This is a genomic window from Kitasatospora sp. NBC_00039 (genome assembly GCF_045160625.1).
Classification (GTDB): Bacteria; Actinomycetota; Actinomycetes; order Streptomycetales; family Streptomycetaceae; genus Kitasatospora.
Map to the genome: position 1 here is coordinate 3,363,797 of NZ_CP108289.1, position 12,492 is coordinate 3,376,288.

The 12,492-nt window shown below is 74.4% G+C and carries 10 protein-coding genes; 6 read left to right on the forward strand and 4 right to left on the reverse strand.

Annotated elements, in window-relative coordinates:
* Positions 1–183 precede the first annotated feature (183 nt).
* Both OG286_RS14815 and OG286_RS14820 read left to right on the forward strand, forming a co-directional pair.
* Complete coding sequence (locus OG286_RS14815) at positions 184–4,668, forward strand: hypothetical protein (protein WP_396320864.1); 4,485 nt, start codon at positions 184–186, stop codon at positions 4,666–4,668.
* A gap of 107 nt (positions 4,669–4,775) precedes the next feature.
* Positions 4,776–5,705 carry a cellulose-binding protein gene (locus tag OG286_RS14820; RefSeq protein WP_396320863.1) on the forward strand — a complete coding sequence of 310 codons (930 nt, stop codon included), beginning with the start codon at positions 4,776–4,778 and terminating at the stop codon, positions 5,703–5,705.
* Positions 5,706–5,829: 124 nt separating this feature from the next.
* On the opposite strand, the gene OG286_RS14825 is transcribed toward OG286_RS14820, so the two are convergent.
* Together OG286_RS14825 and OG286_RS14830 are read right to left on the reverse strand one after the other, a co-directional pair.
* Positions 5,830–6,150 carry a hypothetical protein gene (locus tag OG286_RS14825; protein WP_396320862.1) on the reverse strand — a complete coding sequence of 107 codons (321 nt, stop codon included), beginning with the start codon at positions 6,148–6,150 and terminating at the stop codon, positions 5,830–5,832.
* Positions 6,147–6,941, reverse strand: coding sequence for an alpha/beta fold hydrolase (locus OG286_RS14830; RefSeq protein ID WP_405361377.1), 795 nt, complete (start codon positions 6,939–6,941; stop codon positions 6,147–6,149). Before OG286_RS14830 ends, OG286_RS14825 begins: the two co-directional genes overlap by 4 nt.
* Positions 6,942–7,034: 93 nt before the next feature.
* Here OG286_RS14830 and OG286_RS14835 point away from each other — a divergent pair, with 93 nt between their 5' ends.
* Both OG286_RS14835 and OG286_RS14840 read left to right on the forward strand, forming a co-directional pair.
* Positions 7,035–8,039 (forward strand): ATP-binding cassette domain-containing protein, encoded by a 1,005-nt coding sequence (locus OG286_RS14835; protein WP_396320859.1) that lies wholly within the window; start codon positions 7,035–7,037, stop codon positions 8,037–8,039.
* A gap of 1 nt (position 8,040) precedes the next feature.
* Positions 8,041–8,808 carry an ABC transporter permease subunit gene (locus OG286_RS14840; protein WP_396320858.1) on the forward strand — a complete coding sequence of 256 codons (768 nt, stop codon included), beginning with the start codon at positions 8,041–8,043 and terminating at the stop codon, positions 8,806–8,808.
* A 27-nt stretch (positions 8,809–8,835) separates the two neighbouring features.
* Here OG286_RS14840 and OG286_RS14845 read toward each other — a convergent pair whose 3' ends face one another.
* A complete protein-coding gene (locus OG286_RS14845) occupies positions 8,836–9,159 on the reverse strand; it encodes an ATP/GTP-binding protein (protein WP_396320856.1) in 324 nt (107 codons plus the stop codon).
* A 228-nt stretch (positions 9,160–9,387) separates the two neighbouring features.
* Between OG286_RS14845 and OG286_RS14850 the strand changes: the two genes are divergently transcribed.
* Positions 9,388–10,698 carry an LLM class flavin-dependent oxidoreductase gene (locus OG286_RS14850; protein ID WP_405361374.1) on the forward strand — a complete coding sequence of 437 codons (1,311 nt, stop codon included), beginning with the start codon at positions 9,388–9,390 and terminating at the stop codon, positions 10,696–10,698.
* A gap of 239 nt (positions 10,699–10,937) precedes the next feature.
* On the opposite strand, the gene OG286_RS14855 is transcribed toward OG286_RS14850, so the two are convergent.
* Positions 10,938–11,330: an SCO5389 family protein gene (locus tag OG286_RS14855; RefSeq protein WP_329489629.1), complete on the reverse strand. Its 393-nt coding sequence runs from the start codon at positions 11,328–11,330 to the stop codon at positions 10,938–10,940.
* A gap of 486 nt (positions 11,331–11,816) precedes the next feature.
* On the opposite strand from OG286_RS14855, the gene nucS reads away from it, so the two are divergent.
* The gene (gene nucS / locus OG286_RS14860; protein WP_396320854.1) at positions 11,817–12,476 is read left to right on the forward strand and encodes an endonuclease NucS; all 660 of its coding nucleotides are present in this window, start codon (positions 11,817–11,819) and stop codon (positions 12,474–12,476) included.
* Positions 12,477–12,492 lie beyond the last annotated feature (16 nt).

The window sequence follows — 12,492 nt, forward strand, 5'->3', positions numbered from 1 at the left end:
GAACGCGGAACCACCGCGCTCCCATCGGCCAGGGCTTCGACGACCGTGGCGGACGCCCCCAGCTGAACAAGGGGTCGTCCACCGGCTGCGGATGCAAGGACCAGTCGGACCAGGGCCCCGGACAGCGGGTGCCCCGGAACGGCCGGGTCGAGGACGCGACCAGGAGATGGATGGGACCGCGGAGTGCGGGGCTACGACCGCTACGAGGCTGACGATCACCTCTCCCAGTTCGAGGCCGAGATGGATCGGACTCGGAAGGAGCGGGACAAGACGGCCGAGCATGCCGAAGACCTCGCCTATCAGGTGGAGGTGCTTCGGGCAAAGCTGCACGAGTCCCGTCGCATGCTCGCCCAGCCGCGCGCCTTCGACGCCGTCTCGGGCCAGGCCGAGCAGATGCTCCGCACCGCGGAGATGCAGGCCCAGCAGCTGCGCGCCGACGCCGAGCGGCACCTGCGCGACTCCCAGGCGGCCACCCAGCGCCTGATGGCCGAGGCCGCCGAGCGCACCGCCCGCCTGGAGGCCGAGCTCGCCGCGCGCCGCCGCCAGCTGGAGGACGAGCTCGCCGAGCTGCGGCGCAGCGCCGAGCAGCATGTCAACGAGAACGTCAACTGGGCCGAACAGACCCGGGCCGGCACCGAGCAGGAGGCCCAGCGCCTCCTCCAGGAGGCCCGCGCCGAGGCCGACCGGCTGATGGCCGGCGCCCGCGCCGAGGCCGCTGCGCTGTCCGACCAGGCCCGCGCGCAGACCGCCGCCGACGTCGACGCCGCCCGCGGGGAGGCCCAGGCCGCCGCCGAGGCCGCCCTCCAGCGCGCGCAGAGCGACGCCGAGCGCCTGCTGCGCGCCGCCTCCGAGCAGGCCCAGCAGGCCGGCGCCCAGGCCGCTGCCGACGTCGACGCCGCCCGCGGCGAGGCCCAGCAGCAGCTGGCCGCCGCGCACGTCGCCGCCGAACAGCAGCTCGCCGCCGCGCAGGCCGAGATCGGCCGGCTCAAGGAGCACGCCGCCGCCGAGCAGCAGCGCGCCCAGGAGGCGCTCGCCCACGCCCAGGCCGAGATAGAGCGGCTGCGTGCCGAGGCGATCGCCGAGGCCGAGCGCACCCGTCGGGAGTCCGCCGAGCTGCGTGCCCAGGCCGAGGCCGCCGCCGAGCAGCTCCAGGCCGACGCCGAGGCCGCCGCCGAGCGCAAGGTCGCCGACGGCGAGGCCGCCAGCGAGCAGCGCTCGCAGACCGCCCGGGCCGAGGTGGCCCGGATGGTCGCCCAGGCCACCAAGGAGGCCGAGGCCGTCAAGGCCGAGGCCGCCACCAAGCAGGCCGAGGCGGATGCCGCCAAGGCCGCCGCCGCCGAGGAGAGCGAGCGACTGCGCGCCACCGCCGAGTCGGTGGCCGGCCAGCTGCGCGCCGAGGCCGAGGCCGCCATCGCCGAGATGCGGGCGCAGGCCGAGCGCGACGTCGCCGAACTGCGGGCGCAGGCCGAGGCCACCGCCGCACAGCTGCGCAGTGAGGCCGAGGAGGCCGGCCGCGCGGCCGGTGCCAAGGACGCCACCGTCCACCTCGCCAAGGCCGCCAAGACGGCCGAGGAGATGCTCGCCCGGGCCAACCAGGACGCCGAGGCCGCCCGGACCGGCGCGTCCACGGAGGCCGAGCGGATCCGCACCGAGGCCGCCGCCGAGGCGCAGCGGCTGCGCGAGCAGGCCCAGGCCGCCGTCGAGCAGGCCCAGAACGCCGCCATGGACGACGCCGCCGCCGTCCGCGAGCGGATCCGGGAGATGCAGGACGAGGCCGCCCGGCTGCGGGCCGAGGCGGAGGAGCTGCGGGCCCAGGCCGCCGCCGAGGCCGACCGGGTCCGCGGCGAGGCCCGCCGTCAGGCCGTCGTCCAGATCGAGGAGTCGGCGAAGAACGCCGAGGAGCTGCTCACCAAGGCCAAGGCCGACGCCGACGAGCTGCGCCGGGGCGCGGCCGCCGAGATCGAGCGGCTGCGCGAGCACGCCAAGGAGCAGGCCACCGAGACCCAGGGCCGCGCCGAGCAGACTCTGGGCCGGGCCCGCGCCGAGGCCGAGAAGACCATCGCCGCCGCCGAGCAGCAGGGTCAGGACGCGCTCGCCGCCGCCAAGGCCGCGGCCGCCGAGAACCGTGCCGCCGCCGAGCGGGAGACGGCCGAACTGCGCCGCGAGGCAAGCGAGTTCGACCAGCAGGTGCGCACCGGGGCGACCTCCGCCGCGGAGGCGCTGCGGGCCGACGCGCAGGCCGAGGCCGACGCCGTCCGGGACGCCGCGGTCGCCGACGCCGAGCGGCTGCGGACCGAGACCGACACCGAGGTGGCCCGCTCCCGGGCCGAGGCCGAGGCCGCCGCCGACGCGCTGCGGGAGGAGAGCCGGCGCGAGCGCGAGGAGGCCGCCGCCGAGCTGCACCGCGAGCGCGAGGAGACCGCCGAGCAGCTGTCCGCCGCCCGGGCCGCCCGCGAACAGGCCGACCGGGCCGCCGCCGAGCTCACCGAACGGACCGCCGCCGACACGGCCGCCCTCCGGCAGGCCGCCGAGGCGCACGCCGACCGCGTCCGGGCCGAGGCCGAGCAGACCGCCGCCGAGCTCACCGAGCACACCACCGCCGAGACCTCCCGCCTGCGCGCCGAGGCCGAGGAGGCACTGGAGAGCGCCCGGACCGCCGCCGAGCAGCGGCTGGCCGAGGCCGAGGCGGCCGCCGAGGAGCTGCGCGAGCGGGCCGAGGCCGACCTCACCCTGGCCTCCGAGCAGGCCGAGACCGTCCGGGCCGAGGCCGGCCGGGAGCTGTCCGAGGCCCGCGCCACCGCCGACTCCGTCCGCGCCGAGGCGCAGGAGGTGCTGGAGCAGGCCCGCGTCGACGGCGAGGTGCTGGTCGCCGCCGCCAAGGCCGAGGGCGCCACGCTGGTCTCCGTCGCCGAGGACGAGGCCGCCGAGGTCCGCCAGTCGGTGGCCGGGATGCACGAGGCCGCCTCCCAGCAGATCGCCGAGCTGCGGGCCACCGCCGAGGCCGAGGCCGCCGAGCTCCGCCGGGAAGCCGGGCAGGCCGCCGCCGAGCTGCGCGACACCGCCGCCCGCGAGAGCGCCGAACTGCGGGCGCTGGCCGAGCGGGAGACGACCGAGCTGCGCGAGCGGACCGACCGCGCCGTCGCCGAGCTGCACGAGAGCGCCGACCGCGAGACCGCCGAGCAGCGGGCCCTCGCGGACCGGGAGACCGCCGACCTGCGGGCCCGGACCGCCGCCGAGACCGCAGCCCTGCGCGAGCAGACCGAGCTGGAGCTGGCCGCCGAACGCGAGGCCGCCGAGGCCGAGCTGGGCCGCCGGCGCGCCGAGGCGCAGGCCTACGACGAGCAGCTGCGGGCTGACGCCGAGGCCGAGCTGCGGACCGCCCAGGAGGTCGCCGAGCAGCAGCGCGCCGACGCCGAGGCCCAGGCCGCCCGGACGGTGGCCGCCGCCGACGCGCAGGCCGCCGCCACGGTCGCCGAGGCCGAGGAGTTCGCCGCCTCGCTGCGGGCCGAGGCCGAGGAGTACGCGCTGGCCACCCGCAGCCTCGCGGACGAGTACGACGCGGCGACCCACGCCCGCGCCGACGCCTTCGACGCCGACACCCGCGAGGCCGCCGAGCAGTTCGACAAGGCCACCCGCGAGCACGCCAAGTCGGTGCTGGAGAAGGCCTTCGCGGACGCCGAGGCGCTCGGCGAGGACGCCCAGACCACCGCGCTGGCCACCACCGCCGCCGCCGAGGAGCAGGCGGACGCGATGGTCGCGGCCGCCCGCAAGGAGGCCGACCGGCTGGTCGCCGCCGGCGAGGCCGCCGGTCAGGCCGAGGTCGAGAAGGGCCGGGCCGACGCCGACGCGCTGCTCTCCGAGGCCCGCCGGGACGCCACCGCGATCCGCGAGCGCGCCGAGGAGCTGCGCGAGCGCACCGACGCCGAGGTGGAGGCCCTGCACGAGCGCGCCCGCAAGGAGAACGCGCAGGCCATGAAGTCGGCCGGGGAGCGGGTGGACGCGCTGGTGACGGCCGCCCAGGAGCAGCTGACCGAGGCCGAGGAGCAGGCGGTGGCCGCCGTCACCGAGGCCGAGGAGCGGGCGGCGGCGCTGGTCGCAGCCGCCGAGGACCGCGCCAACGAGCTGACCTCGGAGGCGTCCGCCGAGGCCAGCAAGGTCCGGATCTCGGCCGTCCGCAAGGCGGAGGGCCTGCTCAAGGAAGCCGAGACCAAGCTCGCCGACTCGACCGACCGCGCCGAGGCCCTGATCGTCAAGGCCGAGGCCAAGCTGAAGTCCGCCCAGGACGAGGCGGAGCAGCGGCTCGAATCGGCGTCGGCCGAGGCGGAGAAGCGGGTGCGGACCGCCGACGAGTCCGCGGACGAGCAGATCGAGCTGGCCAAGGCGGAGTCCGAGCGGCTGCTCACCGAGGCGCGGGCCGAGGCGAAGCGGATCACCGACGAGGGCCGGCGCGAGCTGGACGAACTGGTGCGCCGCCGCAAGGACATCAACACCGAGATCTCCAGGGTCCAGGACGTGCTGTCCGCGCTGGAGGCGTTCGAGGCACCGTCACCGGTCGCCCAGACCAACGGGGGAAGCAGCACCAAGAAGGACGGGGGTGCCAAGGCCGGTGCCGGAGTCGGCGCCCCCCGGTCGGGTGGCAATCGCTCCAAGAGTGCACCACCCGATTGAGCGGACATTGTCCGCGAGACAACGGCGTTTCGCCGTAGACACTCCGGTACCGTGTCAGGATTCCCTCAACCACCTCAGCGGTTTGACGACAGGAAGCCCAGAACCCCATGAGCGACAGTCACTCCCCTCACGGCTTCGACCTGGTGCGCCGTGGGTACGAGCGCGCCCAGGTCGACGAGCGGATCACCAAGCTGGTGGCCGACCGTGACAGTGCCTTGACCCGGATCGGCGCGCTGGAGAAGCGCATCGAGGAGCTCCACCTCGAGACCCAGACCGCCCAGGCGGCGGTCACCGAGGCGGAGCCCTCCTACGCCGGTCTCGGCGCCCGCGTCGAGAAGATCCTGCGGCTGGCCGAGGAGGAGGCCAAGGACCTGCGCGACGAGGCGCACCGCGCCGCCGAGCAGCACCGCGAGCTCGCCGAGGCCGCCGCCCAGCAGGTCCGCACCGAGGCCGAGAACTACGCCAAGGACCGCAAGGCCAAGGCCGAGGACGAGGGTCTGCGGATCGTCGACAAGGCCAAGAGCGACAGCGCCCAGCTGCGCGCCGAAGCCAACAAGGACGCCCAGAACAAGCGCGAGGAGGCGGACGCCCTCTTCGAGGAGACCCGCACCAAGGCCGCCCAGGCCGCGCTGGAGTTCGAGACCAACCTCGCCAAGCGCCGTGAGCAGTCCGAGCGCGACCTGGCCGCCCGTCAGGCCAAGGCCGAGAAGCGCCTGGCCGAGATCGAGCACCGGGCCGAGCAGCTGCGCCTGGAGGCCGAGAAGCTGCGGACCGACGCCGAGCGCCGGGCCCGCCAGACCGTCGAGACGGCCCAGCGCCAGTCCGAGGACATCGTGGCGGACGCCAACGCCAAGGCCGACCGGATCCGCAGCGAATCCGAGCGCGAGCTGGCGGCGCTCACCAACCGCCGCGACAGCATCAACGCCCAGCTGACCAACGTCCGCGAGATGCTGGCGACGCTGACCGGCGCGGCCGTGGCCGCCGCGTCGCTGCCGAACGACGACACCATGGGCGTGCCCGCCCAGCAGTCGCGCTGACGCCGCAGCACGACGGGCCCTCACCCTCCGGGGTGGCGGCCCGTCGTGCTGTCCGGCCGGGCCGCGGGGCCGCCGCGGCGGCGGACCGGGAGGCCGGAGCGCCGGCCTCCCGATCCGCGCACCCTCACCGCGGGTAGGCCCCGTCCGGCCGCTGGTGGCCGCAGCTCAGCTGGTTGCCGTCGTCGTCCGAGACGGTGCCGAACCACGAGGTGCACCAGACCGACACCGAGTCCGGCCAGTACTGCACCTCGAAGGGGTGGCCGGGGCCGTAGTCCCCGTACGAGGTGACGATGAAGGTCTCCCCCGGCCGCAGCCAGTAGTCCTCGCCGAGCGGCTCCAGCGTCAGCTCGACCAGGCCCTCGCCCCGGTTGGTGACGGGCATCCGGCCGGTGACCTCCAGCGCCGAGAAGTCCCAGCTGCCCGGCTCCGCACTCCGCTCGCTCATCCGGCCACCCGCTCCAGCAGCCGGCGGACGACGGCGTCGAACTGCTCCGGCGCCTCCAGGGCGCTCAGATGGCCCACCCGCGGGAGCACGGTCAGCTCCGCGTCCGGACGTGCCCGCGCCATCAGCTCGGCCTCGGAGAGCGGCATCAGGCCGTCCTCCGCCCCCGCCACCACGGCGACCGGTACCCGCACCCCGGCGAGCACGTCCAGGGTCTCCGGCCGGGCCGCCATCGCCCGCTGCGCCCAGGCGACCGCCGCCGGCGGCGCCGCGGCGATCATCCCCTGCACCCGGTCGACCAGGTGCCCGGAGTCCGGCCCGAGCTGGCCGGCCGCCACGTTCTCGTCCAGCAGCAGCTGGACGCTGTCGCGGGCCAGCACCGCGGCGGCGATCCGCTCCCGGTTGGCCCGGGCGGCGTCGGTGTCGGCGGTGGCCTTGGTGTTGGCCAGCAGCAGCCCGGCCAGCCGGTGCGGGTGGCGGCGGGCGAAGGCCAGCGCGACGTACCCGCCCATCGAGAGGCCGCCGAGCACCACCCGCTCGATCCCGGCCGCGTCCAGCAGCAGGGCGACGTCGTCCGCGACCGCGTCCAGCGAGGGCTCGTCCGTGCCCAGCTCGGTGCCCCCGAAGCCGCGCTGGTCGGGGGCGAGCACCCGGGCCTCGTGGCCGGTGGTTCCGGGCAGGGCATCCAGTTGGGCGGACCACATCGAGGCGTTGAGCGGGAAGGCGTGCAACAGCACGAGGGGTGTTCCGGTACCGCTCTCGCGGACGGACACTGCGGAGGGGAGCTGGGTCATGCGCCCACCGTATTCCGGTGCGCCCGGCGGGCCCACTTCAGCGGGCCGCCCCGTCCGCTTTGTCATAGCCTGACGGAGAGTAAGGGAGCGCGAATGATCGAGTTGCACGACCTGACGAAACGCTACGGCAAGACACTCGCCGTGGACCGGCTGAGCTTCCAGGTGCCGCCGGGCGTGGTCACCGGCTTCCTCGGCCCCAACGGTGCCGGCAAGTCCACCACGATGCGCATGATCCTCGATCTGGACCGGCCCACCACCGGCCGCGTCACCATCGACGGCAGGAGATACGGACAGCTCAGCGAGCCGCTCAAGTACATCGGCGCGCTGCTGGAGGCCAAGGCCGTCCACCCCGGCCGCAGCGCCCGCGACCACCTGCTCTGGCTCGCCCAGAGCAACCGCATCCCCACCTCCCGGGTGGACGAGGTGCTCGGCCTGGTCGGCCTCACCCCGGTCGCCCGCAAGCGCGCCCGCGGCTTCTCGCTCGGCATGGGCCAGCGGCTCGGCATCGCCTCCGCCCTGCTCGGCGACCCCGAGATCGTGATGTTCGACGAGCCGGTCAACGGGCTCGACCCGGAGGGCATCCTCTGGATCCGCAATCTGATGAAGCGCCTCGCCGGCGAGGGCCGGACCGTCTTCGTCTCCTCCCACCTGATGAGCGAGATGGCCGTCACCGCCGACCACCTGGTCGTCATCGGCAAGGGCCGGCTGCTCGCCGACCTGCCGATGGCCGAGTTCATCCGGCGCAACTCGCGCTCCGCCGTCCGGCTGCGCACCCCGCACCCCGAGCGCCTGCTGGACGCGCTGGCCGGCGCCGGGCTCCGGCACGAACCCGGCCCGGACGGCTCGTACGAGGTGGTCGACGGCGACCTCGCCCAGCTCGGCGACCTGGCCGCCGGCCACGGTGTGGTGCTGCACGAGCTGAGCCCCCAACAGGCCTCGCTGGAAGAAGCGTTCATGCAGATGACGGCCGACTCGGTGGAGTACCACGCCGGGGACGGCGAGGGCCGCGACGCGGCCGGCGCACCGGGCACCTGGGGCGCCACCTGGCAGGGCGGCGCGGCGAAGCAGCCGGCGGCCAGCGGCACGGAGGAGAACTGAGATGGCGTCCTTCCCGGCGGTCCTGCGCTCCGAGTGGACGAAGATCCGCAGCGTCCGGTCGACGGTCTGGACACTCGCGCTGGCCTTCGTCGTCACGCTCGGTGTCGGCGCTCTGCTCTCCCTGCTCACCAACAACAACTTCGCCGAGTTCCGCGGCAACGACGACACCCCGTTCGACGCCACGGGGACGGCTTTCTCCGGCATCATGCTGGGCGAACTGGCCATCATCGTCTTCGGAGTGCTCGCGGTCGGCAACGAGTACAGCAGCGGGATGATCAGGGTCACCCTGGCCGCCGTCCCGCAGCGGGGCACCCTGCTGACCGGCAAAGCGGTGGTGCTCGGCGCCCTCGCCTTCGCAGTCTCCCTGGTCACCGCGTTCATCACATTCTTCGTCGGCCAGGCACTGCTCGGCGACCACTCCACCAGCATCTCCGAACCGCACGTGCTGCGGGCGGTGTTCGGCGCGGCGCTCTACCTGACGATGCTCTGCCTGTTCTCGGCCGGCGTCACCGCGATGCTCCACAACCAGACGCTGGCGCTCGGCGTGCTGGTGCCGTTCTTCTTCCTGCTCTCGCCGATCCTCTCGGCGGTGCCGAAGGTCAAGACGCTGGCCCACTACTTCCCGGACTACGCGGGCTCGCGGATGCTCCTGGTGTACGAGCAGCACGGCCAGCCGTACGGCCCCTGGGCCGGGTTCGCGATCTGCCTGGCCTGGACGCTGGCCGCGCTGGTCGGCGGCGCGCTCGTCCTGAAGAAGCGCGACGCCTGACCCGGGCCGGATGGCACGCGGCGTCCCTCAGTACCGGGGGGCGCCGCGGCCGCGCTGGATGTTGGAGGCCCGGCGCTCGCGGGCGCCCCAGCACGCGCGGTGCCAGTGCCGCCGGTCGTCCACCCCGGCGCCGTGCATCGGCCAGGCCACCACATGGCCGACACCCGGGGGGATCTCCTGGTCGCAGCCCGGGCAGCGGTAGAACCGGCCGGGCGTGCCCGCCACCGTCTGGACGACCCAGTCGTCGCCCTGGTAGCTGTCGGTGCGGCGCAGCGAGCCGCCGAGCGGGGCGGCCGGCTCCGCAGTCTCGCGATCGGCGGCGCTCTTGATCCGGTTGCGGCGGGGCGACACGTCGGGGCTACCTCTCTGCGGGGGCTCGGAACCATTCCAGCCTAGGGCGTGCGACTCGTCCCCAGGGCCCCTATCACGCCACCGTCCGGCACTTCGGCGTTTCCCGCGATATCCACCCGATCTTCCGCGAAATTCGTGGTTCGGCGTGCCATTGGCACATGACATCGGTTACTCACAAGGGGACAGGCGGGGCCCGCAGACCCTGCGCGCACCCGAGGAGGCCCAAGGATGACCAAGACCAGCGCCCGAGCCGAGACCCGCCGGCCCGTCGGAGTCCGGTCCCCGGCACCCGGCCAGGTGCTGGCGGCCGCCGCCCCGGTGACCGCCGCCCCCGGCACCCCGCTGCCCGCGCCGCAGCGCTCCGGCGCACTCCCCCCGGAGACCGCACCGGTCCGGGTCGGCGCCTTCCTGCTCTCGGCGCAGTTCCCCGGGCAGACCCACGGCGAGGCCCTGGACCGAACCGTCCGGGCCGCCGTCGAGGCCGAACGGGCGGGTCTGGACGGCGTATGGCTGGCCGAGCACCACTTCGTCCCGTACGGGGTCTGCCCGAACGCCGCCACCCTCGCCGCGATGCTGCTCGGCCGCACCCGCCGGATCGGCGTCGGCACGGCGGTCAGCGTGCTCTCCACCGCCCACCCGGTGGCCCTCGGCGAGCAGGCCGCGATGCTGCACCTCATCTCGGGCGGGCGGTTCACGCTCGGGGTCGGCCGCGGCGGTCCCTGGATCGACCTGGACGTGTTCGGCAGCGGCGTGGACGCCTTCGAACAGGGCTTCCCCGAGCGCCTCGACCTGCTGCTGCGCTGGCTGCGCGGCTCCCGGGTCGGCGCGGACGGGCCGCAGTTCACCTTCCCCGAGGTGGCCGTGGTGCCGTGCGCGAGCGAGCCGCCGCGCACACCCGACCTCGGCACCTGGCTCGGCCTCGGCGACCAGTCCGGGCTGCTGCGCTTCCCCCGTCAGCGCAAGGACGCCGACGGCGCCGGCGAGGAACTCACCACCGCGGGGCGCCCGGCGGCCGGACCGCCGGTGGTGGTCGCCTGCACCTCGCCCGGCGGGGTACGGCTGGCCGCCGAACGCGGGCTGCCGATGCTGCTCGGCATGCACTCCGGTGACGAGGACAAGCTGCAGATGCTGGAGCTGTACCGGACGGCCTGGCTGGCCGCCGGGCGCGGCGAGGAGCAGCTGCGCCGGGTGACCCGCCAACACGTCGCGGCCGGCGTGGCCCAGGTCGACGACCGCACCTCGGCCGCCCGGGCCACCCTGCTGCGGGCGATGCCCGGCTGGTTCGAGTACGGGCTCGGCGCGCACCGCACGGTGGACGGCCGGGAGCGCAAGATGCGCGACCCGCACCAGTACACCGAACTCCTCTGCGACCTGCACGCGGTGGGCACGCCGAAGCAGTGCGCCGACCGGCTGCTGGCCACCGCCGAGCGCACCGGCATCCGCCGCTTCGCGCTGCTCGCCGAGGGCAGCGGCGACCGCGAGGCCACCCTGCACAACATCGCCCGGCTCGGCTCCGAGGTGCTGCCGCAGCTGGGCTGAGGAGCCCGACGGGCCGGCGAGTAGCGGCCCCGCCCCGAGCCGAAGGGGCGCGCCGGTACCGAAAGGGAGAAGTGAGGACACCCCGAGGCGCGAGGGGCGTTGGAGCGCCGACCGTCGGCACCGGACGCGAGCGCACCGGAGGCGAGCGGGCGAGTAGCAGCCCGGGCCGCCCCTCCCCCTCGGCGGGGGCGGGGCGGCCCGGTGGCATGCCGCGCCGGGGCCGTGCGTCCGACGACCGGTCAGCAGTCCCGGAGTTCCTCGGACTGGTTGAGCAGCTGCTCCCGGACGGACGTGAAACGATCGAACCGCGCCTCGTTGGAGTCCGACGGCAGGAACACCGCCACCCGGTGACAGTTCTGGAAGGCCAGCCGGACACCGAAGTGGCGCTGCAGCGCACCCCGGATGGCGTCGCTGGCGAGGGCCCGGAGGAGCTGGCCACGGGCCTGCTCGCTGGGCGGCGGTACGTGGTTGTCGGCGAAGTCGGTGCCGTCGACCTTCGCCTGGGCGACCAGCGAACTGATCAGCTCCCAGGCGTACGGCAGGGAGACGCGGACGCAGTCGACGAATTCCCGCTCGTCGACCTCGCCCCGCTCGGCCTTCTCGAGCAGGGCCGGTGAGACGTCGAGCGACATGGATTCTCCTCTCGCGGTCCACCCGCGCGGCGCCCGGGTGGTGATGCGTAGTCCAAGCTGAGGGTGAGGGTGGGCGAATCGCGCGTGATGTCCGGAACGCCGTCGGACGGCTGTTTCCGGCACCGTGCGGAGGCGTCGGCGCCGAGGACGGGTCGAGCGACTTGTCGGGGGCGCCGGCCGCCCAGAACAGCGTGGCAGTCAACGGAGGGCCAGGCCGGTGATTCCTTCGGATTGCTCCGGAAATACGCCTTGGTGCACCAGATTGGCCGGATCACGTCGGATCGTTCATCTGAAGTCTCCATCCCCGTTGACAGCGCTCCTGCGAGCACCCCGTCACACACCGTAGCGGCCCGAGGGAATGGGCGCCAGGGTGCCGACAGGCGTTCGCCGGATCGCCGAACCTCCATGTTCGCGGGGTTCGCGGATTCTTCACCCGGTCGTCGCGGAATCGCATCAACTGGCCTCAGTGGGCTAGCGTGGTCGACCGTGCGTCTCGTAATTGCCCGCTGCTCAGTCGACTATGCCGGTCGGCTCTCCGCCCATCTGCCCTCCGCCACCAGGCTCATCCTGGTCAAGGCCGACGGCAGCGTCAGCATCCACGCCGACGACCGCGCCTACAAGCCGCTCAACTGGATGTCCCCGCCGTGCGTCCTCAGGGAGGCCGACGGGGTCTGGACGGTGGAGAACAAGGCCGGCGAGAAGCTCATCATCACACTGGAGGAGGTTCTGCACGACTCGTCCCACGAGCTCGGGGTCGACCCGGGCCTGATCAAGGACGGCGTCGAGGCACACCTCCAGGAGCTGCTGGCGGACCGGATGGAGGTGCTCGGCACCGGCTGGTCCCTGATCCGCCGCGAGTACCCGACCGCCATCGGCCCGGTCGACATCCTCTGCCGCGACTCCGACGGCGCGACGGTCGCCGTCGAGATCAAGCGCCGCGGCGAGATCGACGGCGTCGAACAGCTCACCCGCTACCTGGAGCTGCTCAACCGGGACCCGCTGCTCTCCCCGGTCAAGGGCATCTTCGCCGCGCAGGAGATCAAGCCCCAGGCCCGCGTCCTGGCCACCGACCGCGGCATCGGCTGCGTGGTGCTGGACTACGACGCGCTGCGCGGCATCGACGACGACAAGCTGAAGCTGTTCTGACCCGGACTCCCTGACC

Coding starts and splice junctions, on each gene's coding strand:
- OG286_RS14820 (WP_396320863.1), top strand. CDS start 4,776: ATGAGCGACAGTCACTCCCCTCACGGCTTCGACCTGGTGCGCCGTGGG.
- OG286_RS14825 (WP_396320862.1), bottom strand. CDS start 6,150: ATGAGCGAGCGGAGTGCGGAGCCGGGCAGCTGGGACTTCTCGGCGCTG.
- OG286_RS14830 (WP_405361377.1), bottom strand. CDS start 6,941: ATGACCCAGCTCCCCTCCGCAGTGTCCGTCCGCGAGAGCGGTACCGGA.
- OG286_RS14835 (WP_396320859.1), top strand. CDS start 7,035: ATGATCGAGTTGCACGACCTGACGAAACGCTACGGCAAGACACTCGCC.
- OG286_RS14840 (WP_396320858.1), top strand. CDS start 8,041: ATGGCGTCCTTCCCGGCGGTCCTGCGCTCCGAGTGGACGAAGATCCGC.
- OG286_RS14850 (WP_405361374.1), top strand. CDS start 9,388: ATGACCAAGACCAGCGCCCGAGCCGAGACCCGCCGGCCCGTCGGAGTC.
- OG286_RS14855 (WP_329489629.1), bottom strand. CDS start 11,330: ATGTCGCTCGACGTCTCACCGGCCCTGCTCGAGAAGGCCGAGCGGGGC.